Origin of the sequence: Stenotrophomonas panacihumi (assembly GCF_001431645.1) — a bacterium.
GTDB lineage: Bacteria > Pseudomonadota > Gammaproteobacteria > Xanthomonadales > Xanthomonadaceae > Stenotrophomonas_A > Stenotrophomonas_A panacihumi.
Genome location: NZ_LLXU01000113.1, coordinates 11733 through 37786, shown reverse-complemented (window position 1 = coordinate 37786; position 26054 = coordinate 11733). Strand labels below are relative to the sequence as shown.

The 26054-nt window shown below is 69.6% G+C and carries 24 protein-coding genes and 1 pseudogene; 9 read left to right on the top strand and 16 right to left on the bottom strand.

Annotated elements, in window-relative coordinates; genetic code table 11:
- Both ARC20_RS14665 and hemL read left to right on the top strand, forming a co-directional pair.
- Positions 1 to 347: thiamine phosphate synthase (locus tag ARC20_RS14665; RefSeq protein ID WP_202595454.1), on the top strand; the 347-nt coding region annotated here is incomplete at its 5' end.
- 29 nt (positions 348 to 376) lie between these two features.
- Entirely contained in the window at positions 377 to 1669 is a 1293-nt protein-coding gene (gene hemL / locus ARC20_RS14660) for a glutamate-1-semialdehyde 2,1-aminomutase (RefSeq protein WP_057648413.1), read from the top strand.
- A gap of 20 nt (positions 1670 to 1689) precedes the next feature.
- On the opposite strand, the gene azu is transcribed toward hemL, so the two are convergent.
- The 8 genes from azu to ARC20_RS14620 form a co-directional block, all read right to left on the bottom strand.
- Positions 1690 to 2142 carry an azurin gene (gene azu, locus ARC20_RS14655; RefSeq protein ID WP_057648411.1) on the bottom strand — a complete coding sequence of 151 codons (453 nt, stop codon included), beginning with the start codon at positions 2140 to 2142 and terminating at the stop codon, positions 1690 to 1692.
- Between the two features lie 77 nt (positions 2143 to 2219).
- A complete protein-coding gene (locus ARC20_RS14650) occupies positions 2220 to 2969 on the bottom strand; it encodes a FadR/GntR family transcriptional regulator (protein WP_057648409.1) in 750 nt (249 codons plus the stop codon).
- Between the two features lie 11 nt (positions 2970 to 2980).
- Complete coding sequence (fucP, locus tag ARC20_RS14645; protein ID WP_057648406.1) at positions 2981 to 4213, bottom strand: L-fucose:H+ symporter permease; 1233 nt, start codon at positions 4211 to 4213, stop codon at positions 2981 to 2983.
- A 66-nt stretch (positions 4214 to 4279) separates the two neighbouring features.
- Positions 4280 to 5053, bottom strand: coding sequence for an L-fucose dehydrogenase (locus tag ARC20_RS14640; RefSeq protein ID WP_057648404.1), 774 nt, complete (start codon positions 5051 to 5053; stop codon positions 4280 to 4282).
- Positions 5054 to 5075: 22 nt separating this feature from the next.
- Positions 5076 to 5933: an amidohydrolase family protein gene (locus tag ARC20_RS14635; RefSeq protein ID WP_237642601.1), complete on the bottom strand. Its 858-nt coding sequence runs from the start codon at positions 5931 to 5933 to the stop codon at positions 5076 to 5078.
- 13 nt (positions 5934 to 5946) lie between these two features.
- On the bottom strand, positions 5947 to 7236 hold the full coding sequence (locus ARC20_RS14630; protein WP_057648401.1) for an L-fuconate dehydratase: 1290 nt from the start codon (positions 7234 to 7236) through the stop codon (positions 5947 to 5949).
- Positions 7233 to 8075 carry an ureidoglycolate lyase gene (locus ARC20_RS14625; RefSeq protein WP_057648399.1) on the bottom strand — a complete coding sequence of 281 codons (843 nt, stop codon included), beginning with the start codon at positions 8073 to 8075 and terminating at the stop codon, positions 7233 to 7235. Before ARC20_RS14625 ends, ARC20_RS14630 begins: the two co-directional genes overlap by 4 nt.
- A 32-nt stretch (positions 8076 to 8107) precedes the next feature.
- Positions 8108 to 8872, bottom strand: coding sequence for an SDR family oxidoreductase (locus tag ARC20_RS14620; RefSeq protein ID WP_057648397.1), 765 nt, complete (start codon positions 8870 to 8872; stop codon positions 8108 to 8110).
- 165 nt (positions 8873 to 9037) lie between these two features.
- On the opposite strand from ARC20_RS14620, the gene ARC20_RS14615 reads away from it, so the two are divergent.
- Complete coding sequence (locus ARC20_RS14615; protein WP_057648395.1) at positions 9038 to 9649, top strand: HAD-IA family hydrolase; 612 nt, start codon at positions 9038 to 9040, stop codon at positions 9647 to 9649.
- Positions 9650 to 10244: 595 nt separating this feature from the next.
- Here ARC20_RS14615 and ARC20_RS14610 read toward each other — a convergent pair.
- On the bottom strand, positions 10245 to 11468 hold the full coding sequence (locus ARC20_RS14610; protein ID WP_057648393.1) for an acetylornithine transaminase: 1224 nt from the start codon (positions 11466 to 11468) through the stop codon (positions 10245 to 10247).
- Positions 11469 to 11550: 82 nt separating this feature from the next.
- Here ARC20_RS14610 and ARC20_RS14605 point away from each other — a divergent pair, with 82 nt between their 5' ends.
- On the top strand, positions 11551 to 12438 hold the full coding sequence (locus ARC20_RS14605; protein WP_057648391.1) for an ion transporter: 888 nt from the start codon (positions 11551 to 11553) through the stop codon (positions 12436 to 12438).
- On the opposite strand, the gene ARC20_RS14600 is transcribed toward ARC20_RS14605, so the two are convergent.
- Together ARC20_RS14600 and ARC20_RS14595 are read right to left on the bottom strand one after the other, a co-directional pair.
- The gene (locus ARC20_RS14600) at positions 12435 to 13253 is read right to left on the bottom strand and encodes an SDR family oxidoreductase (protein ID WP_057648389.1); all 819 of its coding nucleotides are present in this window, start codon (positions 13251 to 13253) and stop codon (positions 12435 to 12437) included. The two genes, ARC20_RS14605 and ARC20_RS14600, sit on opposite strands and share 4 nt — an antisense overlap.
- 194 nt (positions 13254 to 13447) lie before the next feature.
- Positions 13448 to 14104, bottom strand: coding sequence for a serine/threonine-protein kinase (locus ARC20_RS14595; protein WP_057648387.1), 657 nt, complete (start codon positions 14102 to 14104; stop codon positions 13448 to 13450).
- 62 nt (positions 14105 to 14166) lie between these two features.
- On the opposite strand from ARC20_RS14595, the pseudogene ARC20_RS14590 reads away from it, so the two are divergent.
- Positions 14167 to 16152, top strand: a pseudogene (locus tag ARC20_RS14590) (bifunctional DedA family/phosphatase PAP2 family protein); the annotation flags it as partial.
- Positions 16153 to 16165: 13 nt separating this feature from the next.
- On the opposite strand, the gene ARC20_RS14585 reads toward ARC20_RS14590, so the two are convergent.
- The 3 genes from ARC20_RS14585 to ARC20_RS14575 all read right to left on the bottom strand — a co-directional run bounded on the left by ARC20_RS14585 (position 16166) and on the right by ARC20_RS14575 (position 19006).
- Positions 16166 to 16750, bottom strand: coding sequence for an LON peptidase substrate-binding domain-containing protein (locus ARC20_RS14585; RefSeq protein ID WP_057648421.1), 585 nt, complete (start codon positions 16748 to 16750; stop codon positions 16166 to 16168).
- Between the two features lie 8 nt (positions 16751 to 16758).
- Positions 16759 to 18120 (bottom strand): UDP-N-acetylmuramate:L-alanyl-gamma-D-glutamyl-meso-diaminopimelate ligase, encoded by a 1362-nt coding sequence (gene mpl, locus ARC20_RS14580; RefSeq protein ID WP_057648385.1) that lies wholly within the window; start codon positions 18118 to 18120, stop codon positions 16759 to 16761.
- Positions 18121 to 18442: 322 nt separating this feature from the next.
- Positions 18443 to 19006 carry an adenylate kinase gene (locus ARC20_RS14575; RefSeq protein ID WP_057648419.1) on the bottom strand — a complete coding sequence of 188 codons (564 nt, stop codon included), beginning with the start codon at positions 19004 to 19006 and terminating at the stop codon, positions 18443 to 18445.
- A 137-nt stretch (positions 19007 to 19143) separates the two neighbouring features.
- Between ARC20_RS14575 and ARC20_RS14570 the strand changes: the two genes are divergently transcribed.
- Entirely contained in the window at positions 19144 to 20400 is a 1257-nt protein-coding gene (locus ARC20_RS14570; RefSeq protein ID WP_057648417.1) for a 6-phosphofructokinase, read from the top strand.
- Between the two features lie 70 nt (positions 20401 to 20470).
- On the opposite strand, the gene ARC20_RS14565 is transcribed toward ARC20_RS14570, so the two are convergent.
- Positions 20471 to 20983 (bottom strand): hypothetical protein, encoded by a 513-nt coding sequence (locus ARC20_RS14565; protein ID WP_057648383.1) that lies wholly within the window; start codon positions 20981 to 20983, stop codon positions 20471 to 20473.
- A 307-nt stretch (positions 20984 to 21290) separates the two neighbouring features.
- Here ARC20_RS14565 and ARC20_RS14560 point away from each other — a divergent pair, with 307 nt between their 5' ends.
- The gene (locus ARC20_RS14560; protein WP_057648381.1) at positions 21291 to 23318 is read left to right on the top strand and encodes a sodium-translocating pyrophosphatase; all 2028 of its coding nucleotides are present in this window, start codon (positions 21291 to 21293) and stop codon (positions 23316 to 23318) included.
- A gap of 54 nt (positions 23319 to 23372) precedes the next feature.
- Here ARC20_RS14560 and ARC20_RS14555 read toward each other — a convergent pair whose 3' ends face one another.
- A complete protein-coding gene (locus tag ARC20_RS14555; protein ID WP_057648379.1) occupies positions 23373 to 23924 on the bottom strand; it encodes a hypothetical protein in 552 nt (183 codons plus the stop codon).
- Positions 23925 to 24119: 195 nt separating this feature from the next.
- On the opposite strand from ARC20_RS14555, the gene ppa reads away from it, so the two are divergent.
- Positions 24120 to 24656, top strand: coding sequence for an inorganic diphosphatase (ppa, locus tag ARC20_RS14550; protein WP_057648377.1), 537 nt, complete (start codon positions 24120 to 24122; stop codon positions 24654 to 24656).
- A 149-nt stretch (positions 24657 to 24805) separates the two neighbouring features.
- Positions 24806 to 25921: an HDOD domain-containing protein gene (locus ARC20_RS14545; protein ID WP_057648376.1), complete on the top strand. Its 1116-nt coding sequence runs from the start codon at positions 24806 to 24808 to the stop codon at positions 25919 to 25921.
- Positions 25922 to 26054 lie beyond the last annotated feature (133 nt).

The following is a 26054-nucleotide window of genomic DNA, read 5'->3' as shown; positions in this document are numbered from 1 at the left end:
CCGCCGCGCGCGCGCTGCTCGGCGCGGACGCGATCATCGGCGCCTCCTGCTACGACGACCTCGCGCTGGCCACGCGCGCGGTCGTGGCCGGCGCCAGCTACGTCGCCTTCGGCGCGTTCTTCCCCAGCGCCAGCAAGCAGAACACCCGCCACGCCGAGCCCGCGCTGCTGAGCGGGGCCGCAACGTTGGGCGTGCCGCGGGTGGCGATCGGCGGCATCACCCCGGACAATGGCACCGCATTGGTCGCCGCCGGCGCCGACCTGCTGGCCGTCATCAGCGGCGTCTACGCCGCGCCCGACCCGCTCGCCGCGCTGCAGGCCTATCGCGCCTGTTTCGACGCCGCCTGACCCCCTTCGCTTTCCGCACGGACATCCCGATGAACCACGAACGCTCGCACGCCCTGTTCTCCCGCGCCCAGCAGCTGATCCCCGGCGGCGTGAACTCGCCGGTGCGCGCGTTCCGTTCGGTCGGCGGCGAGCCGTTCTTCGTGCAGCGCGCCGATGGCGCATACCTGTTCGACGTCGACGGCAACCGCTACATCGACTACGTCGGCTCGTGGGGCCCGATGATCGTCGGCCACAACCACCCGGCGGTGCGCGAGGCGGTCGAGCGCGCGGTGCGCGACGGCCTGTCCTACGGCGCGCCCTGCGCGGCCGAAGTGACGATGGCCGAAACCATCACCCGCCTGGTGCCCTCGTGCGAGATGGTGCGCATGGTCAACTCCGGCACCGAGGCCACGCTGTCGGCGATCCGCCTCGCGCGCGGCGCCACCGGGCGCAACCGCATCGTCAAGTTCGAAGGCTGCTACCACGGCCACGGCGACTCGTTCCTGGTGAAGGCCGGCAGCGGCATGCTCACCCTCGGCGTGCCGACCTCGCCGGGCGTGCCGGCCGGCCTGAGCGAGCTGACGGCGACGCTGAGCTACAACGATTTCGACGGCGCCACCGCGCTGTTCGACGACATCGGCGGCGAAGTAGCAGCGGTGATCATCGAACCGGTGGTCGGCAACGCCAACTGCATCCCGCCGCTGCCGGGCTACCTGGAACACCTGCGCGACCTGTGCACGCGCCATGGCGCGCTGCTGATCTTCGACGAGGTGATGACCGGCTTCCGCGTCGCCCTCGGCGGTGCGCAGGCGCATTACGGCATCACCCCGGACCTGAGCACCTTCGGCAAGATCATCGGCGGCGGCATGCCGGTAGGCGCCTATGGCGGCCGTCGCGAACTGATGTCGCAGATCGCCCCTTCCGGCCCGATCTACCAGGCCGGCACGCTGAGCGGCAATCCGGTGGCGATGGCCGCGGGCCTGGCGATGCTCGAACTGGTGCAGGCACCGGATTTCCATCGCGACCTCACCACCGCCACCGCGCGCCTGTGCGAAGGGCTGGAAGCGGCGGCGGGAGAAGCGGGCGTGACGGTGACCACCAACCAGGTCGGCGCGATGTTCGGCCTGTTCTTCACCAATGAAAAGGTGACGAGCTACGCGCAGGCCACCGCCTGCGACATCCCGGCATTCAACCGCTTCTTCCACGCCATGCTCGAACGTGGCGTGTTCCTGGCGCCGTCCGCCTACGAGGCCGGGTTTGTCTCCAGCGCGCACGACGCGGCGGTCCTGGAGGCCACGCTGAAGGCCGCGCGCGAGGCCTTCCAGGTGGTTGCCGCCGGCTGAGCCGGCGGCCCGCGGTGCGCTCAGCCGAAGCTGAGCGTGCCGCGCATCAGGCCGAAGTGGCCGGGGAATGAACAGAAGAAGCTATACGCCCCGCCCTTCTGCAGGGCCTTGGTCGAAAAGCGCACGCTGGCCACCTGGCCACCACCGATCACCTTCGTATGCGCGATGACGCGCTTGTCGCCCGGCGGCAGGTAGTCGTCTTCCAGCCGCGCACGCATGCCGTCCATCGCCACCGCCTGCATGTCGGCGGTGCGGGTGAGCACCCAGTTGTGGCCCATCGCCTTGGCCGGCAACGTGCCGGTATGGCGCAGCGTGAGCACGACTTCCGTACAGTCCGCGGCGACTTTCATCGCACTGGTGTCAAAGCGCATCTGGTCGTTGCTGGTGACCGTGAAGGCGCAGCTGCGCGCGTGGGCGTGCGGCGCGGCCGCAAGGCCGGCAGCCAGCAGGACGAGGGCGATCAACGGTTTCATGCAACGTGACTCCTGGAGCGTTGCACCCATTTTAGGAAGCATGCTCCCGCCGCGGGCGCGACCGGATGTCGCAGCGCTCAGGTGCGCGAGAAAATCGCGATCACCGCATCCAGGTGCGCCGCCATCGCCTGGCGCGCGCCTTCGCCATCGCGCCGCTGCAGCGCGTCGAGGATCGCCTTGTGCTCGTGCTCCGAGCGCCGCGGCATGTCCGCCGGGGTGTAGAGCGTCTGCAGCCGCTGGAACAGCGTGCCGTAGCGATGGCCGAGCAGGTGCCGCAGCAGCAGCGCGTAGGCCGGGTTGCCGCTCGCTTCGGCGATGCGGATATGGAACAGGCGATCACCCGGATGCGTGCGCGAGCCTTCGAGGTTGTCGTGCACGTTGCGCAGGTAGGCTTCGGCGATGCCGGCCAGCTGTTCGTCGGAAGCGTTGACCGCGGCCAGCGCGGCGGCCTCCGGTTCCACCAGCCGGCGCGCTTCGAGCAGGGCGAACGGCGGCACTTCGCGTTCGAGGTCCTGGCCCAGGTCCAGTTCGGCGGCCAGCTCGGGGTCAGTCTCCCACGGCGCGGAACTGCCCTCGCCCTCCTCCTCCGCCTCGACCGGCGCCAGCACTTCCACGCCGCTGCCCACGCGCACCCGCACCAGGCCGCCGATCTCCAGCGCGATCAACGCCTCGCGCACCGACGTGCGGCTGACGCCCAGCAGCCTGGACAGCTCGCGCTCCGGCGGCAGGTGGCTGCCCGGCGGATACTCGCCGCCCTCGATGGCCGCGCGCAGTTGCTCGGCGATCTGCAGGTAGAGGCGGCGGTTCTGGATGGCTTGGATCGGCATGTCGGACGATTCTAGCGTGCGCGGCTGCCCACGAAGCCGTACCAGCCCACCACCGCGAAGCAGAAGGCCGGGATGAAGAAGGCATGGGCGATGCCGCTGGCATCGGACACCGCGCCCATGGCGTACGGCGCGATGGCGCCACCCACGATCGACATGATCAGCAGCGAGGCGCCGCGCTTGGTGCTGGCGCCGAGGTCGCGCACGCCCAGCGCGAAGATGGTCGGGAACATGATCGACATGAAGAAGAACACGCCCAGCAGCGCGCCGACGGAAACATAGGCATTGGCGCTGAAGATCGCCACCAGCACCAGCACCACGTTGGCCACGCCGTAAGTGCCCAGCAGGCGCGCGGGGGCCACCACCGACATCAGGGCCGTGCCGAGGAAGCGCCCGCCGAGCAGCAGCAGCATCGCCGCCGAGAGCAGGAACGCCGCCTGCTGCGAGGTGACGCCACCGCCGCGGGTGACGAAGTTGAGGAAGAACGCGCCCACGCCCACCTGCGCGGCGACGTAGAAGAACTGCGCGACCACCGCGAAGACGAAATGGCGCTGGCCCAGCAGGCGCACCTTCGGCGGGGCCGGCTGCCCGTCATCCTGCTTCTCGCGGATATCCGGCAACGGCGTGCGCCAGAACAGCACCGCCATCGCCACCACCACCACGGCGATGGCAATGTAGACCGCGCGCACCGGGTCGGTGGCGTCGGCCACCACGGCCTCGCGCTCGCGGAAGAACAGCAGGCCGCCCAGCAGCGGGCCGACGAACTGCCCCAAGCCATTGAACGACTGCGAGAGGTTCAAGCGCCGCGCGCCGCCTTCGGCCGGGCCGAGCACGGTCACGTAGGGGTTGGCGGCCGTCTCCAGGCAGCCCAGGCCGCTGGCGATCACGAACAGCGCGAACAGGAACATCGGGTAGCTCGCCGCCGCGGTGGCCGGCACGAACAGCAGCGCGCCGGCCGCATACAGGCACAGGCCGAGCAGGATGCCGGTCTTGTAGCCGAAGCGCTCCATCAGCGCGGCCGCCGGCAGCGCCCAGAGGAAGTACGCGCCGAAGTACGCCGCCTGCAGCAGGCCCGACTGCGCGTGCGAGACGTGCAGGGTTTCCTGGAAATGTTTGTTGAGCACGTCGAGCAGGCCATAGGACAGGCCCCACATGAAGAACAGGCTGGTCACCAGCACCAGGGCGAGCGTGTAGGCGCCACGCGCCCCGCCCCGGCCCACGGTGGCCTGTCCGGACATCATTTCCATCGTTGTTTCCCTCCCAGGAAGCGACCGCGCGCCGGATGGCGGCGGGGTGATGCGTGGCCGCGCGGCTCAGGTGGCCGCGCGGTCCAGGTGCGTGTAGCCGCCATCGACGAACACCCACTGGCCAGTGGTGTGCGCGGCGCGCGGCGAGAGCAGGAACACCACGCTGTCGGCGATCTCCTCCGGCGTGGTCATGCGGTGGCCAAGCGGGATGCGCGAGGTGATCTTTTCCAATTGCGCGGCCGGGTCGTCGAAGCTCTGCACCCAGCGCTCGTACAGCGGCGTCATCACTTCGGCCGGCACCACCGCGTTGACGCGCACGCCGCTGTCGGCGAAGGCCAGCGCCCATTCGCGGGTCAGCGCCAGCTGCGCGCCCTTGGCGGCGGTGTAGCCGCTGGTGCGGCCCTGGCCGGTGACGGCGGTCTTGGAGGAGATGTTGACGATGGCGCCGCGTGCCGCACGCAGGTGCGCCTCGCAGTAGTGCGCCATCACGTAGTAGTGGATGAGGTTGCGTTCCAGCGAGGCGACGAAGGCGTCGCGGCCGGCGTCCAGGCCGATGTTGTCGTTGGCGCCGGCGTTGTTGACCAGGCCATCGACGCGGCCGAAGCGCGCCACCACCTGTTCGACCACGCCGCGGCAGGCCGCTTCATCCGCCAGCTCGGCACGCAGGAACAACGCCTGCGGCTGCAGCGGATGCAGGCCGGCGATGAAGCCGCCATCGTCGTGATGGCCGACCGCCACCGGAATGGCGCCCTCCTCGGCCAGGCGGCGGCTGATCGCCGCGCCAATGCCCGATGCGCCGCCGGTGACGATCACCACCTTGTCGCGCAGTTGCAGATCCATGTTGCTCTCCCGGGGGAACGGCTCAGCGCGTACTTTGCGCGCTGGGATAGAGGGTGCGGGCGTTGCCGCCGAAAATCGCTTCGCGCTCGCCGGCAGGCAACGGCGCAGCCCAGTCGCGGGCCAGTGCCAGCACGTCATCGAACGGCACGGCGAGCTGGCAGACCGGCCAGTCCGAACCGAACAGCAGGCGGTCGGCACCGAACAGGGCGAGCACCGCGTCGAGATGCCGCACGATGCCGGCGCGGTCGAGCGCGCCGTGGGCATCGCGGCCGGCCTCGGTGACCAGGCCGGAAATCTTCACGTGCACGTGCGGCAACGCGGCCAGCGCGCGCATCTGCTCCTCCCAGCGCGCGTAGGCGGTGGCGTCGCCGGAGATGTCCGGCTTGCCGAGATGATCGAGCACGAGCGGCGCGGCATCGTGGCGTGCGCAGAACGCGCGCGCCGCATGCAGCTGGTCGTGGCGCAGCAGCACTTCGTACACCAGCCCGGCCCGCTGCACGGCGGCCACGCCGGCGTTGAACGCCGCATCGGCCAGGTACGCGGCCGGGTCGGCCTCGTCCTGCACCTGGTGGCGCACGCCTACCAGCGGCCCCTGCGACTGCCAATGCGCCAGCCGCGACGCGACATCCGCCGCGCGCAGGTCGACCCAGCCGACGACGCCGGCGATCCACGGATACGCCCGCGCCTGCGCCAGCAGCCACTCGGTATCGGCCTCCTCGCCACGCGCCTGCACCGCGATCGTCGTCGCGATGCCATGGCGTTCGCGCAGCGGGGCGTAGTCGGCCGGCAGCCAGTCGCGCGCCAGCACTTCCATGCCCGGCCCGATCCACGCGTAGGCGATGGGGTCGTAGCGCCAGAAGTGCTGGTGGGCGTCGATCATCATCGAAGCATGCTCAGCCGCGGAACAGGTAGGTGTCCAGCGATTCGGGCTTCATCTCGATCGAGAAGCCCGGCGCGTCCGGCACCTGGTAGGCGGCGTGGCGCACCACGCACGGGTCGACGAAATGCTCGTGCAGGTGGTCCACGTACTCGGTGACGCGACCTTCGACGCTGCCGGCCACGCACAGGTAGTCGATCATCGCCAGGTGCTGCACGTATTCGCACAGGCCCACGCCGCCGGCATGCGGGCACACCACCTTGCCGTGCTTGGCGGCCATCAGCAGCACCGCGAGGATCTCGTTGACGCCGCCCAGGCGGCAGGCATCGATCTGCACCACGTCGATGGCGTCGCGCGCGATGAACTGCTTGAACAGGATGCGGTTCTGGCACATCTCGCCGGTGGCGACCTGGATCGGCGCGATCGCCTCGCGGATCTTGCGGTGCGCCTCGATGTCGTCCGGGCTGGTCGGTTCCTCGATGAACCACGGCTTGGCGAAGGCCAGCGCCTTGACCCAGTCGATGGCGGTATCGGTTTCCCACACCTGGTTGGCGTCGATCATCAGCTTGCGATCCCAGCCGATCACCTCGCGGGCGATGCCGACGCGGCGGATGTCGTCGTCCAGGTTCGCGCCGACCTTCAGCTTGACGTGCGTGTAGCCCTCGTCGATGGCCTCCTGGCACAGGCGGCGCAGCTTGTCGTCGCTGTAGCCCAGCCAGCCGGCCGAGGTGGTGTAGCACGGGTAGCCGTTCTGGCGCAGGTACGCCAGGCGTTCGGCCTTGCCCGGCGCCTGCGCGCGCAGCAGCGCCAGCGCTTCGTCGGGCGTGATGCAGTCGGTGAGGTAGCGGAAGTCGATGCAGCGCACGAATTCTTCCGGGCTCATGTCGGCCACCAGCTGCCACACCGGCTTGCCTTCGGCCTTGGCCCACAGGTCCCACACGGCGTTGACCACCGCGCCGGTGGCCAGGTGGATGGCGCCCTTGTCCGGGCCGATCCAGCGCAGCTGGCTGTCGGAGGTGACGTGGCGCCAGAACTTGCCCATGTCCGCGGCGATGTCCTGCAGTTTCAGGCCGACGACGAGGTGTTCCATCGCCTTGATCGCCGCGCAGCAGATCTCGTTGCCGCGGCCGATGGTGAAAGTCAGGCCATGCCCCTTCAGCGCATCGTGGTCGGTGTCGAGGATGACGTAGGCCGCGGAGTAGTCCGGGTCCGGGTTCATCGCGTCGGAGCCGTCGAGCTGCTGCGAGGTGGGGAAGCGCACGTCGAGCACGCGCATCCCGGTGATGGTCGCCTGGGCGATGCTCATGCCTGCACCACCTGCTGGCGCTGCTCGCCGAGGCCTTCGATGCCCAGGCGCATCACCTGGCCGGCGCGCAGGTATACCTGCGGCTTCTGGCCCATGCCCACGCCCGGGGGCGTGCCGGTGGAGATGACATCGCCCGGCTGCAGGCTCATGAAACGGCTCAGGTAGGAGATCAGGAAGGCGACCTTGTAGACCATCGTCGCCGAGGAGCCGTCCTGGTAGCGGTGGCCGTCGACTTCCAGCCACATCTTCAGGTTCTGCGGGTCGGGCACTTCGTCGGGCGTGACCAGCCACGGGCCGGTCGGGCCGAAGGTGTCGCAGCCCTTGCCCTTGTCCCAGGTGCCGGAACGCTCGATCTGGAACTCGCGCTCGGACACGTCGTTGATGACGCAGTAGCCGGCGACATGCTTGAGCGCGTCGGCTTCGTCGATATAGCGGCCGCCCTGGCCGATCACCACGCCCAGTTCCACTTCCCAGTCGGTCTTGACCGAACCGCGCGGGATTTCCACGTCGTCGTTCGGGCCGACCACCGCGCTGGTCCACTTGCCGAACACCACCGGCTCCGGCGGCACGGTGGCGCCGGTTTCGGCGGCATGGTCGGAGTAGTTCAGGCCGATGCAGATGAACTTGCCGATCTGGCCGACGCACGCGCCCAGGCGCGGGGTGCCTTCCACCTTGGGCAGGCTTTCCGGATCCAGCGCGGCCAGCCGCGCCAGCGAGGCCGGCAGCAGCGCTTCGCCGGCGATATCGGGGACATGCGCGGAGAGGTCGCGCAGTTGGCCTTGTGCATCGAGCAGGCCGGGCTTTTCCTGGCCCTTGGGGCCGTAACGCAGCAGTTTCATGGGAGGCTCCTGGAAGGTGGGTGGACGGGCGGTCAGTTCGACCAGCCGCCGTCGATGAGCTGGGTGGTGCCGGTGGTGAAGGCCGATTCGTCGCTGGCCAGGTAGGTCGCCAGCAGGGCGATCTCCTCGGTGCGGCCGACGCGGCCCATCGGCTGGCGGGCGACGAACGCCGCGCGCACGGTCTCCACCAGCACGCCCTGTTCGGCGGCCTGGGTGGCGATGCGCTGTTCCAGCGAAGGCGACTCCACGGTGCCGGGGCAGATCGCGTTGCAGCGGATGCCCTGGCCGACGTAATCGGCCGCGATGGCCTTGCTCATGCCGATCACCGCCGCCTTGGTGGTGCCGTAGACGAAGCGGTTGGGCACGCCCTTCACGCTGGAGGCGGCCGAGGACATGTTGATGATCGAACCGCCGCCCTTGGCGAGCATGCCGGGCAGCAGCGCCTTGATCAGGCGGTACATGGAGGTGACGTTGAGCTCCCAGGCGAAGGCCCAGTCGCGCTCGCTGCACTCGGCGATGCTGCCGGCGTGCACGAAGCCGGCGCAGTTGAACAGCACGTCGAAGGCCTGCGCGCCGCCGTGGGCATCGGCCAGGGCCTGGATCGCGGCGGCGTCGGTGACATCGAGCACCTGCGTGCGCAGGGTGTCGCCGGCCTCGGCCTGGAGCGACTGCAACGCGTCGGCGTTGATGTCCGTCGCCAGCACCTGCGCGCCTTCGCGCGCGAACAGCAGCGCGGTGGCGCGCCCGATCCCCTGCCCGGCCGCCGTCACCAGCGCCGTCTTGCCTTTCAATCGCATTGTTCCCTCCCGGCTGGACGGGCTGTCCAGTGGCTGGGCCAATTTGTACGCCGCGCGCGGGCGGGTTGGCAACCCTGCTTTCGTCTAGCCGCCCGATGCGGCAAGGCCGTGGCGCCGTGGAATCAACGGCTTATCGCGTGGCGGCGGCTCGCCTATGATCGACGGATGACCCCCCACCTTCCGCTTCGCACCCTGCTGCTCGACTTCGACGGGGTGCTGGCGCAGTACACCCGCGCCACTCGCCTGGGCCGGCTAGCCGAGCATGCGGGCTGTTCGGCCGCCCACGTCCATGAGGTGCTGTTCGCCTCCGGGCTGGAGACCGCCTATGACGGCGGGGAGGTGGAGACGGGCGAATATCTGGATCGGCTGGGGGTGGGGATTGGCCGGCCGGTGGACGAGGCGACGTGGATCGACGCGCGGGTGGCGGCGTGCCGGCCGTTTGCCGAGGTGGTGGAAGCGGCCCGGCGGCTGTCGACGCGGATGCAGGTGGCGGTGCTGACCAACAACGGGCCGCTGATGGCGAAAGCGGTGGCGCGGATCGTGCCGGGGCTGGAGGTGCCGGTGTTCTGCAGCGGGCAGCTGGGCGGGCGCAAGCCGCAGCGGGAGGTGTACGAGCGGGCGTTGGAGGCGCTGGGTGCGCAGGCGCGGCGGACGCTGTTCGTGGACGATTTGTTCGTGAATGTTCGCGGTGCGCGGGCGGCGGGGTTGTGGGCGGATACGTCGCGCGATCCGAGGGCGTTTCGGCGGGTGCTTTTTCGGTATGGGGTGGGGGTGTAGGTTTCTTTTTTAATCGGTGCGGTAAGTAGTACTGGCTTGCGGTGCGGGCACCGGCCTGCCGTATAGGGTCGTCACGGCTCGGGCAGACATCCTGTCTGACTCGCCGCCGCGGGCCATCCATGGCCCGCTGACGCCCCTATACGGCAGGCCGGCGCTAGGCGCATCAATGTCCCCACTTCGAAGGGACACACCAGCGAATGGGTTGGGGGGAAGAGCAAAAGCAAAGGCAAAAGCAAAGGCAAAAGCCAAAGCGCTTGTCCTTTCTTCACTCCATCAATTCCCACATTGCCTTTGCTCCTTCGATCGCGGCTGAAGCCGATCGGTGCGGTGCACCGTGGGTGCACGGCTCTGGATGTTGGTGTCCGGTCGAGGGGATTTGGAGGGACTGTGGGGGCTGGGCCCTTTCGGGACCGTTGGCGACATGGATGTCGCCGACGAGCCCCCATGGATGGGTTCACGGCGTGTCCCGAAAGGGCCCAGCCCCCGCAGGCCGTGCACACAACCACGAACAGCCGATCAACATCGAAGGCCAAAAAAACACAGCCACCACAATCAAAAAGGGCGGCCATCGGCCGCCCCACAAAAAAAACCCCTCTTATCCCTTCCGCCACCGCGCCACAGCGCGCGCCAGCAATTCGAGCCCCTCCGCCACCTCGGCATCGGTGATATTCAAAGCCGGCACGAAGCGCAGCACATCCGGCCCCGCCTGCAGCGCCAGCAAGCCTTCCGCAGCGGCCGCATCCAGGATCGCCCCCGCCTGCCCGGCATACGCAGGCGCCAGCACGGCGCCCAGCATCAACCCACGCCCACGCACCTGCGAAAACACCCCGGTCTCGGCGCCCAGCTTCTCCAGCCCGGCGCGCAGCGCCGCCGACTGCCGCGACACATTCGCAGCGATCTGCGAAGAACCCAGCTTGCGCAACGCCACCCGCGCCACCGCCGCGGCCAGCGGATTGCCGCCGAACGTCGTGCCGTGCGCACCGAACTGCATCGTCTCGGCCACCTTCGGCCCGGCCAGGCAGGCGCCGATCGGGAAACCGCCGCCCAGCGCCTTGGCCAGCGTGACGATGTCCGGCGTCGCCTCGTCCTGCCAGAACGCGAACAGCGTGCCCGTGCGCCCCATGCCCGCCTGGATTTCGTCCAGCACCATCAGCGCGCCGTGGTGGTCGCACAGCTCGCGCACGCGGCGCAGGAACCCCGGCTTGGCCGGCGTCACGCCGCCCTCGCCCTGCACCGGCTCAAGCATCACCGCCGCCACGTCGCCCGCGGCCATCGCCGCCTCCAGCTGCGTTTCGTCATTGAAATCGCAGTAACGGAAACCACCGGGCAGCGGCTCGTAGCCTTCCTGGTACTTCGGCTGCGCACCGGCGGTCACCGCCGCCAGCGTGCGGCCATGGAAGCTGCCGCGGAACGTCACGATCACGCGCTGCTGCGGCGGACGGCCCTGGCTGCTGGCCCATTTGCGCACCAGCTTGATCGCGCACTCGTTCGCCTCGGCGCCCGAATTGCACAGGAACACGCGCTCGGCGAAACGCGACGCCTCCACCAGCTCCTCGGCCAGCCGCAGCGGCGGCTCGCTGTAGAACACGTTGCTGGTGTGCCAGAGCTTGCCGGCCTGTTCCACCAGCGCCGCGTGCAGGTCCGGGTCGTTATGACCCAGGCCGCAGACCGCGATGCCCGCGGCCAGGTCCAGGTACTGGTGGCCCTCGCTGTCCCACACACGCACGCCCTGGCCTCGCTCCAGCACGACCTGGCGCGGGCGGTACACCGGCAGGTAGTAGTGGGACAGGTTCAGCAGCTGGTCGGTGTTCTCGGTCATGGCGGCAGCGTGTGGCGGGAAAGGGGGGCATTCTCGCGCATTCCAGCCGGCCGCGGGGGCAACCCTGAGGCACAATGCCCGCATGCGACCGTTCTCCGACCCGCAGCTCAACCCGGCCACCGAAGACGGCTGGCGCCGGCGCTGGTTCGACATCATCTACCGCCACGACAGCGGGCCCGAACGCAACTTCGACCTGCTGCTGATCTACGCCATCCTCGCCAGCATCCTGGTGGTGATGATCGACAGCGTGCAGTGGATCCACAACCGCTGGGCCACCTGGTTCTACGTGGTCGAATGGATTTTCACCATCGCTTTCACCGCCGAGTACGCATTGCGCCTGGCCGTGGTGAAACGGCCGCTGCGTTACGCGGTGAGCATCTGGGGCGTCATCGACCTGGCCTCGATCCTGCCCACCTACCTGTCGTTCTTCATCCCCGGCGCGCAGAGCCTGCTGGTCGTGCGCGTGCTGCGCATCCTGCGCCTGTTCCGCATCCTCAAGCTCACCCGCTACGTGGAAGAAAGCGGCGTGCTGATGCAGTCGCTGTGGCGCAGCCGGCGCAAGGTGCTGGTGTTCCTGTTCACCGTGCTCACCATCACGGTGATCGCCGGCGCGCTGATGTACCTGATCGAAGGCCCGCAGAACGGCTTCACCAGCATCCCCACCAGCATGTACTGGGCCATCGTCACCATGGCCACGGTCGGCTTCGGCGACGTGGTGCCGCAGACCACGCTCGGCCGCTTCGTCACCTCGGCGCTGATCTTGATCGGCTACAGCATCATCGCCGTGCCGACCGGCATCTACACCGCGGAACTGGCCAGCACGATGCGCGAGGCCGAGGAGGCGCACCGCCATGACAACCGCGGCTGCCCGGAATGCGGGCTGGAAGGCCACGACCGCGACGCGCTGTTCTGCCGCCGCTGCGGCACGCGGCTGCCGGCGCCGCTCAACCCGCTGCCGCCGGTGGGTTAATCCAGGAACAGGTCCGGCACCGGCGGCGCGTCGGGATCCATCGCGTAGCCCGACAGGTCGGTGATGCCCGCCTGCGCCAGCACCTCGTCGTCGATCAGGAACTGGCCGCTGAAACCGGCCGCCGGACGCGTCAGCACCGCATGCGCGGCGTCGGCGATGATCTCCGGACGGCGGCCGTTGCGCAGGTCCACGCCGGGAATCATGTTCAGCGCATCGGTGGCGATCAGCGTGCGCGGCCACAGCGCGTTGACCGCCACGCCTTGCGGGCCGAACTCACCGGCCAGGCCCAGGGTGACGAAACTCATGCCCATCTTGGCCAACGTGTAGCCGGTGTGTGGCGCCCACCACTTCGGATCCAGCGAGGGCGGCGGCGCCAGCGTGAGGATGTGCGGGTTCGGCGCCTGCAGCAGGTGCGGCAGGCACGCCTGCGCGCACAGGAAGCTGCCGCGCGCGTTGACCTGCTGCATGAGGTCGAAGCGCTTCATCGGGGTATCGAGCGCCCCCCGCAGCCAGATCGCGCTGGCGTTGTTGACGAGGATGTCGATGCCGCCGAACGCATCCACGGTGGCGGCCACCGCGGCCTGCACCTGGTCTTCCTCGCGGATATCGCACTTCAGCGCCAGTCCCTGGCCGCCGGCGGCGGTCACCGCTTCGGCGGCGCTGTGGATGGTGCCGGGCAGCTTGGGGTTGGGCACCGAGGACTTGGCGGCGATGGCCACGTTGGCGCCATCGCGCGCGGCGCGCAGCGCAATGGCCAGGCCGATGCCGCGCGATGCGCCGGTGATGAAGAGGGTCTTGCCAGCCAAGGTGGTCATCGGGTTGCCGCTCTGCGAATTGGAGACGTCACTCTAAGCAATTCCGTTGCCGCCGGATCCAGGCACCATCTGGAGGAAAGCCCCCCTTCTGTTAAGGGGGGCGCGCCGAAGGCGCGGGGGATAGGCAAGGCGGGCGTCGGGGCCCAAGGTTTGCGCAGCAAACTTGGGGGACGCGGTCGGCGAAGCGGACCGTGTCACGGCTTGGGGCCCTGCCCCTCGTTGTCTTCCCAATGCAGCACGCGCCGGGTCACGAAGCGGTACACCGGCTTGCCGGTCTTGAACCAGACGTCGCGCACCCACGAGTGCCGCTTGAGCACCCGCCGTTCCACCGGCGTGAGCGCATGCCCGCAGTACATGCGCTTGTGCTTGAGCAGGTGGCGCAGGTCTTCACGCGCGAGCAGGCGCATCCAGCGCGAACGCGGGTTCCCGCACACCGCCAGCTGGAAATCGATCAACGCCGGCGTGCCGTCCTCGCGCACGATCCAGTTCGCTTCCTTGGCCAGGTCGTTGTGCGCCACGCCGTGCCGGTGCAGCTGCTGGAGCAGGCGGCGCGCGGCATGGAAGTACGCCACGTCGCCGCGCGGCGGCCGCAGGTACATGGCCTCGCCGTCGAGGAAGCTGCGATCCAGGTAGGTGCCGTCCCAGCCGAGCAGGCGCGGGGTGGCCGGCATGCCGTCGAGCTGGCGCAGCGCGCGGGCCTCGCGGCGCGCCAGGTACCAGGCCGGCAGGCGCAACCACCACGGCGAGGCGGTGAGGTCGCGGCGCACGAATACGCGGCCCGCCTCGCGGACCAGCAGGATGCGGCCGAAGGTATCGGCCTTGAGGGCTTGCGCGGCGGGCGGTTGGGACATGCGGCCATTGTAGGCGGCGCGCCGACGCTATCGGGACAGGATCGGTTTCCTATAATCGGGGCATGAACTCTCCCTGGATCGACGCCACGCTGGAGTGGATCGGCAACCACCCCACCCTGGCGGGCGCGGTCATCTTCGCGATTGCGTTCTGCGACGCGGTCATCGTGCTGGGCGCCATCGTGCCGGCGCTGCCGCTGATGTTCGCCATCGGCGTGCTGATCGGGCTGGGCCAGATCTCCGGTCCCTACGCGGTGCTGTGCGCGGCGCTGGGCGCGTTCGCCGGTGACGCGCTGAGCTATTGGGTCGGCCATCGCTGGGGACACCAGCTGCGCAGCTTCTGGCCGTTCAACCGCTACCCGCAGCTGCTCGACCGCGGCGAAGTGCTGTTCCGGCGCAATGCGTTCAAGAGCATCCTGGTGGCGCGCTACGTGGGCGCGATCCGTCCGTTCGTGCCGGCCATCGCCGGCATGTCGGACATGCCGCTGCGCCGCTACGCCTTCGCCAGCGGCCTGGCCGCGCTGTCGTGGGCGCTGCTGTTCCTGCTGCCGGGCTGGATGCTCGGCAGCGCCTACGACGCGGTGGCGGCGGTGGCCGGGCGGCTGTTCGTGGTGGTCGCGCTGCTGGCGGTGGTGCTCGGCGGCGTCTGGGCCTTCGTGCTGTATGGCTACCGCTGGTCGGCCGCGCACCTGGATTCGCTGCTGGCGCGGCTGCTGGACTGGTCGCATCGCCACCCGGTACTGGGCAACTGGTCGGTCGGCGTATTCGACCCGCGGCGTCGCGAGTCGGTGCCGCTGGCCGTGCTGGCGCTGATGCTCCTGCTGCTGGGCTGGGGCTGGTTCGTGCTGCTGATGGTGGTGCTGGCGCATGGCGAGCCGCTGGGCGTCGACCTGGCCGTGCACGATCTGATGCTGGCCCTGCGCAACCCGCTGGCGGACTACCCGATGGTGGCGCTGGCCTCGCTCGGCGACTGGCAGATCCTGCTGCCGGCCATCGCGGTGGCGATGGGCTACCTGCTGTGGCGGCGGCGCTGGATGTCGGTGGCGCACTGGCTGGCGGCGCTGGCCTTCGGCCTGGCGCTCACCAAGCTGCTGGGCGCCACCGTGCACGTGGTGCGCCCGCCGGCCGCCAGCAGCGGCTTCGGCTTCCCCTCGGTGGCGGTGACGATGGCCACCATCACCTTCGGCTTCTTCGCCGTGCTGATCGCCCGCGAACTGCCCGGCCGCAGCCGCGTGTGGCCGTACCTGGTGTGCGGCGCGGTGGTGTCGATGATCGGGTTCGCGCGGCTGTACCTGGGCGCGCACTGGCTCAGCGACGTGGTCGGCGGCATGTTGTTCGGCACGTTCTGGCTGTTGGTGCTGGGCATCGCGTATCGCCGCCGCTTCAACCGCTCGTTCTGGGTCAAGCCGGTGGCGTGGCTGTTCTACGGCACCTTCGCCGTGGCGGCGGTGTGCCTGGCGCCGCGCCACCTGGAAGAGAAGCTGGTCAAGTTCGAGCCGCCGCACCCGGTGCGGCTGCAGCTCGACAAGCGCGCCTGGTGGGCGTCGCAATGGCGCGCGCTACCGGCGCGCCGCAACGAATTCGACGACGACCAGCGCTGGCCGCTGGACGTGCAGGTGGCCGGCCCGCTGCAGCCGCTGCGCCAGCAGCTGGAAGCGCAGGGCTGGCGCGTGCAGCCGCAGGCGGGCTGGCAGCAGGCGCTGCTGCTGCTCGACAGCCAGGCCGAGCCCGGCGAGATCCCGGTGCTGCCGGCCACGCTGGATACGCAGGTCGAAGCGCTGTTGCTGCTGCGTCCCGGTGCGCGGCCCGACGAATTGCATGTGCTGCGCCTGTGGCCGGCCTCGGCGCGCGTGGCGCCGGGCGAACAGCCGGTGTGGATCGGCAGCACGCAGACGCTGCACTTCGACCGGCACTTCGGGCTGGTGGGCTTGTGGCGGCCGTTGCGCGGCGTGGACCCGGCGCTGGACGCGCTGCAGGCGTCGCTGGACGGCATGCAGTGGCGGATGGAGTACCGGCCGCGCAGCGGGATGCCGGTGGTGCTGATCGATACGGGTCCGTAGACCGTCAGGGCATCCAGGCGAGCAGCTGGTCCAGCCGCTTGTGCGGGTCGTCCTGCTGCAGCAGCGAGAGCCGCTGCGTTTCCGTAAGCGGCAATAGTTCGGCCAGGCGCCAGCCGACCCACGCGGCCTGGTCCAGCTGCGCCGGCGTGGTGGCCGCGTACTGCGGGCCGGCCTGTTCGACCAGGCGCTCCAGCAACGTGGCCAGCAGCGCGTGTTCCGGGCGCAGCTCGTCGTCGCTGTCCGGCTCGCACCAGCGCACATCGCCCACCACCAACCCGTTGTCGCGCACGCGCGTGCGTTCGACGTGGAAGCGGCGCGCGCCGCGCAGGCGCAGCACCAGCACGCCGTCGGGGCCGAGGTCGAAATCCTCGATGCGCGCCTCGGTGCCGAACGCGGCCGGCGTGGCCGGCGCACCGACCTCGCGTCCTTCCAGGATCAGGCACACGCCGAAGCCCGCGCCCTGCCGGCCACAGTCGCGCACCAAATCCAGGTAGCGACGCTCGAACACGCGCAGCGCGATGCCCGCGCCGGGCAGCAGCACCGCGTGCAGCGGAAACAGCGGCAGCGTGGTGGTGTCTTCGTGGGCCATCGCCATGCTCAGGCCGGCAGCGATTGCAGGAAACGCCGCGGCGCGCCGTCGAAGCCGCCGTTGGACATGAACACCACGTGGTCGCCCGGCCGGGCCAGCGCGGCCAGCGCCTGCTGCAGGCCCTCGGCATCGGCCACGACCTGCGACCGACCGCGCACGCGCGCCAGGATCGGCGCCGAATCCCACTTCAATTCCGGGCGATGCAGGAACACCACCGCATCGGCCAGGTCCAGCGAAGGCGCCAGCGCCTCGGCATGCGCACCCAGCCGCATCGAATTGCTGCGCGGTTCCATCGCCACCACGATGCGCGCCTGCCCGACCTTCGCGCGCAAGCCGTCCAGCGTGGTGGCAATCGCCGTGGGGTGATGCGCGAAATCGTCGTACACCGTGATGCCCTGCCGTTCGCCCAGCACTTCCAACCGGCGCTTGACGCTGCGGAACTGCTTGAGCGCGCCGACCACGCTGGCCGGGTCGATGCCCACCGCGTGCACGGCGGCCAGCGCGGCCAGCCCGTTGAGCACGTTGTGCCGGCCGACCATCGGCCATTCCACGGTGGCGATCTCCACGCCGCGATGCAGGACCGCGAAGCGGCTGCCATCGGCGGCGAGCAGTCGCGCGCTCCATTCCAGCGCGGGGTCGAAGCCGAAGCGCTCAACCGGCGTCCAGCAGCCCATCGCCAGCACTTCGGCCAGCCGCGTGTCCTCGCCGTTGACGATCAACCGTCCGTTGCCCGGCACCGTGCGCACGAGGTGGTGGAACTGGCGCTGGATGGCGGCCACGTCGGGGAAGATGTCGGCGTGGTCGTATTCGAGGTTGTTGAGGATCGCCACCGTCGGCCGGTAGTGGACGAACTTGCTGCGCTTGTCGAAGAACGCGGTGTCGTATTCGTCGGCCTCGACCACGAACTCGCGCCCGGCACCCACGCGGGCGGAGACGCCGAAATCCTCGGCCACGCCACCGATCAGGAAGCCCGGCTGGCGGCCGGCCGCTTCCAGCAACCACGACAGCAGCGTGGTGGTGGTGGTCTTGCCATGGGTGCCGGCCACCGCCAGCGTCAGCCGGCCCGGCAGCACGCGTTCGGCCAGCCACTGGGCGCCGGAGGTATAGCGGCGGCCGTCGTCGAGCACGGCTTCCACGGCGCCGTTGCCGCGCGAGAGCGCGTTGCCGATGACGACCTCGTCGCAGTCCGCACTGATATTGGCCGGGTCGTAACCCTGGGCCAGGGAGATGCCGAGCTGTTCGAGCTGGGTGGACATCGGCGGGTAGATCGCCTGGTCGCTGCCCTCGACGACGTGCCCCAGTTCGCGTGCCAGGGCGGCCACGCCGCCCATGAAGGTCCCGGCGATGCCGAGGATGTGGATTTTGCTCATGCGGCGATTGTCTCCGATCGCCCGCGTCGCCGGAAACCGGATCGGGCCGCGCGAGGGCGCGCCGGGGGGTGTCAGGAAAAAGCTGTCAGGGATGTCAGGAACTCCCCGATATCGGCGTACGGGCGGCTTAGTCACAATACTGAACGCCAGCCGCAGCATCCCATCTGGTCCTACTCCCCAAGAGGCCAATCCCCAGGGAGCTCATGTTGCGGGGCTCTGAGCAAGCCTGACCGCTGGCGCTTATTTGAAATCAGACCCCGGCCCCGCTTTGCGGTGCCGGGGCTTTTTTTTGGCCAAGCCCGCGGGGCGGGCTTGGCGCGGATCACCGCGGCAAAGCCGTGGTGATGCGACCCAGGACTTCTTCCAGGCTGCCGACGCCATCGACGCGGGTCAGCGTGCCGCGGTCGGCGAAATAGCCGATGACCGGGGCGGTGGAGTCGTTGTAGACCTGCAGGCGCTTGCGCACCGATTCGGGGTTGTCGTCCTCGCGGCCTTCGGCCTTGGCGCGGCCGGCGATGCGCTCGACCAGCAGGTCGGTGCCCACGTCCAGCTGCACGACGGCGTCCAGCGGCTGGCCGATCTTGGCCAGCAGGCTGTCCAGCGCGGCGGCCTGGGCGAGGTTGCGCGGGTAGCCATCGAGGATGAAGCCGTTGGCCACGTCCGCCTGGCCCAGGCGCGATTCGAGCATGCCCAGCAGGATCTCGTCGGAGACCAGGTCACCGCGGGCCATGACTTCCTTGGCCTGCAGGCCCAGCGGGGTGCCGGCGGCGACTTCGGCGCGCAGCAGGTCGCCGGTGGAAATATGCGGGATGCTCAGCGTTTCCTTCAGTCGGGCCGCCTGGGTGCCCTTGCCCGAACCGGGCGGTCCCAACAGAACAAGTCGCATCATGTCACTCCAGAGAGAAAAAACAGGGGCAGTGTGTAGGCAACGCGCGGGATGTCGCGCTGCACTGCAATACACCCACTTTACCGCATCCGGGTAATGTCCCGGCAATGTCCATCCGCTACCTGGAGACGCACCCCATGGCCCAAGGCACCCTGCTCTATGCGCAATCCGGCGGCGTCACCGCCGTCATCAACGCCACCGCTTCGGCGGTGATCGCCGAGGCCCGGGCACGCAAGGTGAAGGTGCTCGCCGCCCGCAACGGCATCCTGGGCGCGCTGCGCGAGGACCTGATCGACACGGGCAAGGAATCGGCGGCGGCGATCCGCGCGCTGGCCCATACGCCGGGCGGCGCGTTCGGTTCGTGCCGCTTCAAGCTCAAGTCGCTGGAGGCCGATCGCGCCAGATACGAGCGGCTGCTGGAGGTGCTGCGCGCGCACGACGTGCGCTGGTTCCTCTACAACGGCGGCAACGATTCGGCCGACACCGCCTGGAAGGTGTCGCAGCTGGCCGAGGCGTTCGGCTACCCGCTGCATTGCATCGGCGTGCCCAAGACCATCGACAACGACCTGGCGGTCACCGATACCTGCCCGGGCTTCGGCTCGGCGGCGAAGTACACCGCGGTGTCGGTGCGCGAGGCGGCGCTGGACGTGGCCGCGATGGCCGACACCTCGACCAAGGTCTTCATCTACGAGGCGATGGGCCGCCATGCCGGCTGGCTGGCCGCGGCCGCCGGCCTGGCCGGGCAGTCGCCCGATGACGCGCCGCAGATCATCCTGCTGCCCGAACGCGCCTACGACGAGGCGGCGTTCCTGGCGCAGGTGCGCAAGGTGGTCGAGCGCGTGGGCTGGTGCGTGGTGGTCGCCAGCGAGGGCATCCACAACGCCGATGGCCAGTTCGTGGCCGATGCCGGCGGCGCGAAGGATTCCTTCGGCCATACGCAGCTCGGCGGCGTGGCCTCGTACCTGGCCGGCCGGGTGAAGGAAGCGCTGGGCTACAAGGTGCATTGGACGTTGCCGGACTACCTGCAGCGTTCCGCGCGCCACCTGGCCTCCCACACCGACTGGGCGCAGGCGCAGGCGGTGGGCAAGGCGGCGGTGCGTTATGCGCTGGAAGGCCGCAATGCGGTGATGCCGGTGATCGTGCGCGGCAGCGATGCGCCGTACCGCTGGCGCATCGAGCCGGCGCCGCTGGCGAAGATCGCCAATCACGAAAAAAAGATGCCGGCCAGCTTCATCCGCAAGGATGGCTTCGGCATCACCGAGCGCGCGCGGCGCTACCTGCAGCCGCTGATCCAGGGCGAAGCGCCCCTGCCCTACGGGCGCGACGGCCTGCCGAAGTACGTGACGCTGAAGAACGTGCCGGTGGCGCGCAAGCTGCCCGCCTGGAAAGAGTGAGCGACGGCGCTGTCATCGACAGCGTGGCGGGCGGCCGCGTCGCGCGACGCGACCGCCCTGCCCGCGCCGGTTACGAGCAGGCCTTGCCTTCCAGCTGCATCTGCGCGGTGTAGGTCGATACCTGCGGCACCTTGCCGCTGGCGGCCTGCTTCCTGGCTTCTTCCAGGTAGATGCGCGCCTGGCCCTGGCCGTCGAGCTGCGGCGGCTGGTTGTCGGCCGGCAGGCGCCACACGCGCACCACCGCCTGTTGCGCCGGGCAGCCGGCGTTCGGCACGCGGATCACGTCGTTGAGCTTCCAGCCCTTGGCGATATCCGGCTGCGCCTGCAGGTAATCGACGAAGCGCGCGCGCGGCTGGCAGTTCGGGCTGCTGCGCGCGACGTTGAAGCGATACGGCTCGGCGGCCTGCCCGGTGAACACGCCTTCGAGCCGCGCGCAGGCTTCGGGAATCTGCCGCAACGTGTGTACCGCGCCGACGGCCTGCGGCGCGCCCACCGCGCGCTGCAATTCCGGCGCCTGATCGGCGGCAAAGGCGCTCGCGCTGCACAGCAGCACGGCACCGAAGAACCAGGGCTTGAAGGTCATGGCAGGGCTTCCTCGATCATGTGGCGCGCAGCCTGTCATGCGCGATCTGAACACCATGCCAAGAACGCCGGCACCGCGCGTGGCCCCGCATTGACGCCCCCTGCACGCCCCCGCGACGCGACGGCAGTGGCGGGGTTTGCACCCGGCGGGCATACTCGACCGCGATCCAGGGCAGTTCGAACACCGTGACGTGCGCTTGTAGCCAGGCGGCCGAAACAACGTTCCCGTAGTCCGCCTCGTTGCATGCCCCGCGCGCCCCTTCGTTCGTCCTCGCACCGGGCGACATCCATCATCTCTGGGAGGGGCCATGCTGGAACAATACGGTTTGCTGCTCGCACTGGGCTGTGCAGTACTCGCGATCCTCTACGGCATCGTGTCCGCGCGATGGATCCTCAGGCAGCCGGCGGGCAACGAACGCATGCAGGAGATCGCCGCGGCGATCCAGGAAGGCGCGCGCGCCTACCTCAATCGCCAATACCTCACCATCGGCATCGCCGGCATCGTGTTGTTCCTGCTCGTGGGAGTGTTCCTGAGCTGGTACACGGCGGTGGGCTTCCTCATCGGCGCGGTGCTCTCCGGCCTGGCCGGCTACATCGGCATGAACGTGTCGGTGCGCGCGAACGTGCGCACCGCCGAGGCCGCGCGGCATGGCCTGGGCAAGGCGATGGACGTGGCGTTCCGCGGCGGCGCGATCACCGGCATGCTGGTGGTCGGCCTGGGCCTGCTGGGCGTGGCCGGCTACTACGGCGTGCTGCAACGCTTCGGCCTGCCGCTGGAGCAGAACCTGCATGCGCTGGTCGGGCTGGCGTTCGGTTCCTCGCTGATCTCGATCTTCGCGCGCCTCGGCGGCGGCATCTTCACCAAGGGCGCCGACGTGGGCGCGGACCTGGTGGGCAAGGTCGAGGCCGGCATCCCGGAGGATGACCCGCGCAACCCGGCGGTGATCGCCGACAACGTGGGCGACAACGTGGGCGACTGCGCCGGCATGGCGGCGGATCTGTTCGAAACCTACGCGGTGACGGTGATCGCCACGATGCTGCTCGGCGGCCTGATGGCGGCCGAGACCGGCGTGCACTCGGTGCTCTACCCGCTGGTGCTGGGCGGCGTGTCGATCATCGCCTCGATCATCGGCGCGACCTTCGTCAAGGCCAAGGCGGGCGGCTCGATCATGGGCGCGCTGTACAAGGGCGTGATTGTCTCCGGCGTGCTCGCGGCGATCGCCTACTGGCCGATCACCCGCGCGCTGATGGGCGACAACCAGCACGGCGCCAACGCGATCTACGTGTGCGCGCTGATCGGCCTGGTGCTGACCGGGCTGATCGTGTGGATCACCGAGTACTACACCGGCACCGACTACAAGCCGGTGCAGCACGTGGCTTCCGCCAGCACCACCGGCCACGGCACCAACATCATCGCGGGGCTGGGCGTGTCGATGAAATCGACCGCGCTGCCGGTGATCGCGGTGTGCGCGGCGATCTGGGGCGCGTTCCACTTCGGTGGCCTGTATGGCATTGCCATCGCCGCCACGGCGATGCTGTCGATGGCCGGCATGGTGGTCGCGCTCGATGCCTATGGCCCGATCACCGACAACGCCGGCGGCATCGCCGAGATGGCCGAACTGCCGCCGGAAGTGCGCGCGGTCACCGACCCGCTCGACGCCGTGGGCAACACCACCAAGGCGGTGACCAAGGGGTATGCGATCGGCTCGGCGGCACTGGCCGCGCTGGTGCTGTTCGCCGACTACACGCACAACCTGCAGGTCGCGCACCCCAACGAGGTGTTCACCTTCGACCTGTCCGACCACTACGTGATCATCGGCCTGCTGATCGGCGGCCTGATCCCCTACCTGTTCGGTGCGATGGCGATGGAGGCGGTGGGCCGCGCCGCCGGTGCGGTGGTCGAGGAAGTGCGGCGGCAGTTCCGCGAGGTGGCCGGCATCATGCAAGGCACCGGCAAGCCGCAGTACGACCGCGCTGTGGACATGCTCACGCGCTCGGCGATCAAGGAAATGATCGTGCCTTCGCTGCTGCCGGTGGTAGTGCCGATCGTGGTCGGGCTGGTGCTGGGCCCGCGCGCGCTCGGCGGGCTGCTGATCGGCACGATCGTCACCGGCCTGTTCGTGGCCATCTCGATGACGACCGGCGGCGGTGCCTGGGACAACGCCAAGAAGTACATCGAGGATGGGCACTTCGGCGGCAAGGGCAGCGAGGCGCACAAGGCGGCGGTCACCGGCGACACCGTGGGCGACCCCTACAAGGACACCGCCGGCCCGGCGATCAACCCGCTCATCAAGATCATCAACATCGTGGCGCTGCTGCTGGTGCCGCTGCTCTGAGGCATGCCAGGCGCGGCGGGGCGAATGCCCGCCGCGCCCTTTGCGCGCGTATCGCTAGCGCATGACGCGCCGCGCGGGATCAGCGGTGGCGCGGGAAGGACCTTGCTCCGCATCGCGGGCCGGCGCCCGCATACCACGAAGGCCGCCCGAGGCCGCCCCCATGCAATCCGACGCCACGGCCCGCGCACTGCCCACGCAGCGGGACCGCGCACAGGTGCCCGGCGCCGCATCGGGCGGACAGGCCGTCCAACGCACCACCCGGCGCAGGCTCGACCGATGGGTGGCCCACTGCCGCTCCCTCGCCGCTTCGCCGACCACGCGATCCATCGAAGGGCGCATCGCCACGACGGCGGGTGCCTTGCGGGCCATCGGCGCCGCCTCGCCGGGGACGCCGCCTGCGCTTTCAGGGTGGGGCGCCGCCCCGGCGAAACCGGCGCAGGCCGCCAGCAGCACGAACCCGAGCCGCCAGATCGCAGGGCCCCGCAGGCGACGCGCTGCCGCCCGGCCGGCAACACGCCCGCTGCCCCGCGGCCGCCCGACCCGCATGGAGGGCTTGTGGGCGGACGAAATATCCGCGTCGGGTACGGACAAGGCGATGACCTGCATGGAAGGACTCCTCATGGCTTCGTTGTCGCCATGCTGCGATTTCGTCCGGGGCGCGGGGATCGGATTACCCAGCGCCCGCGACAGGGGATCCTCCTTGTCGTCCTGTCGGCGCACTCCGGCGGGCCTCGCTGCAGCGCAGCAGCCGACCGCGTAGAATTGCCGGCTCACCACCCGCATAACCGCCTCGGAGCACCCATGGGCCTGGAACTGGTCACCGCCGGCAAGAACCTGCCGGAAGAAATCAACGTCGTCATCGAGATCCCGAAGGATTCCGAGCCGGTCAAGTACGAAGTGGACAAGGCCAGCGGCGCGATCTTCGTCGACCGCATCCTCTCCACGCCCATGCGCTACCCCTGCAACTACGGCTACGTGCCCAACACCCTGTGCGGCGACGGCGACCCGGCCGACGTGCTGGTCGTGCTGCCGCTGCCGCTGGTGCCGGGCTCGGTGGTGCGCTGCCGTCCGGTCGGCGTGCTGAAGATGAGCGACGAAGCGGGCAGCGACGAGAAGATCCTCGCCGTGCCGGTCGCCAAGATCTTCTCCGGCTACGGCCATATCGAGGACATCGGCCAGGTGTCCAGCCACTGGCTGGAGCGCATCGGCCACTTCTTCGAGCACTACAAGGACCTGGAGAAGGGCAAGTGGGTGAAGCTCGACGGCTGGGGCGGCGCCGCCGAAGCCAAGAAGATCCTCACCGAGGCGGTCACCCGCTACAACGAAGACAACGCCTGAGCCGCGGCGCGGGCGGTCGCCAGGCCGCCCGTGTAGGGGAGATCCGGATCACGCTTCAGGGGTGATCCCGATGACCCGGCAAGGTCGTTGCAGTACATTGCAAGCCCTGGGGTCGCGCGATTCGCGGCCCCCGTCTTTGGGGAAGTGCCTTGCGTATTCTGTTTGTCGGCGACGAAGCCAGCCTGCCGTCGGAGCTGGTCGACTATCTCAGTGACCTGGGAGACGATTTCCAGGTCCAGCAGGTGACGGATGGCAACTCCGCCATCGCCAGCGCGGCGCAGTACCCCATCGATGTCGTGATCGTGGCCCCGGTGCTGCCCGACCTCACCGCCGCCACCCTGCTCGGCCAGATCCGCACCCTGCGCCCGGAAACCATCCGCATCGCGCTGCTGGCGGCCGACGATGGCCAGCGCACGCCGCCCACCCGCATCATCGGCGTGGCGCACCGCTTCCTGCCGCTGCCGCTGCAGCCGGAAGTGCTGCTGGAGGCGATCACCAGCTTGGAAGAGCTGCGCGAGCTGCTGGACAACCCGCGCCTGCGTTCGGCGATCGGCCGAATCGAAAAGCTGCCCTCCCCGCCGCACCTGTACCTGAGCCTGATGCACGCGCTGGAAGAGGACGAGGACACGGACGCGGCGGACATCGCCAAGCTCGTCGCCGCCGACCCGGCCATCGCGGCCAAGGTGTTGCAGCTGTGCAACTCGGCGTTCTTCTCCGGCGGGCGCACCATCACCGACCTGCGCGCGGCGGTGACCCGCCTGGGCGTATCCACCCTGCGCGACCTGGTGCTGGCCAGCGAGGTGTTCTCCATCCCGAGCCTGTCGGTGGCCGAACGCAACGCCATGCAGCGCCGCGCGCTGCTGTCCTCGCGGCTGGCGGCGAAGTTCCTGCCGCACGCCAGCGCCGAGCTCGGCGCCACCGCCGCGCTGCTGTCGGACATCGGCCTGCTGCTGCCGGGCGTGCGCAACGAATACGACCCGGATGCCGTGGTCGACGACCGCCCGGGCCATACCGAGGCCGGCGCCTACCTACTGGGCCTGTGGGGCCTGCCGATGCCGATCATCGAGGCGGTGGCGTTCCAGCGCCAGCCGCAGCGTTCGAGCACGCGCAGCTTCTGGGTGACCGGCGCGGTGCACGTGGCCACCGCATTGGCGGCCGGCGCGCCGATCGACGAGGCCTACCTGCAGAAGGTGGGCGTGCTCTCGCGCCTGCCGACGTGGCGCGAGCAGGCCGAGACGCTGACCGGCCAGGTCGCCGAGGCCTGAGGCCCGCCCGATCCGGTTGAACGAACGGCCCGCGCAAGCGGGCCTTTTCTTTTTGCGCGTCCCACCTGCGCGCCGACCGTTTGGCGAGGGCGCGCCGGACAAAAAAAGAGGCGGGCCTTGCGGCCCGCCTCCG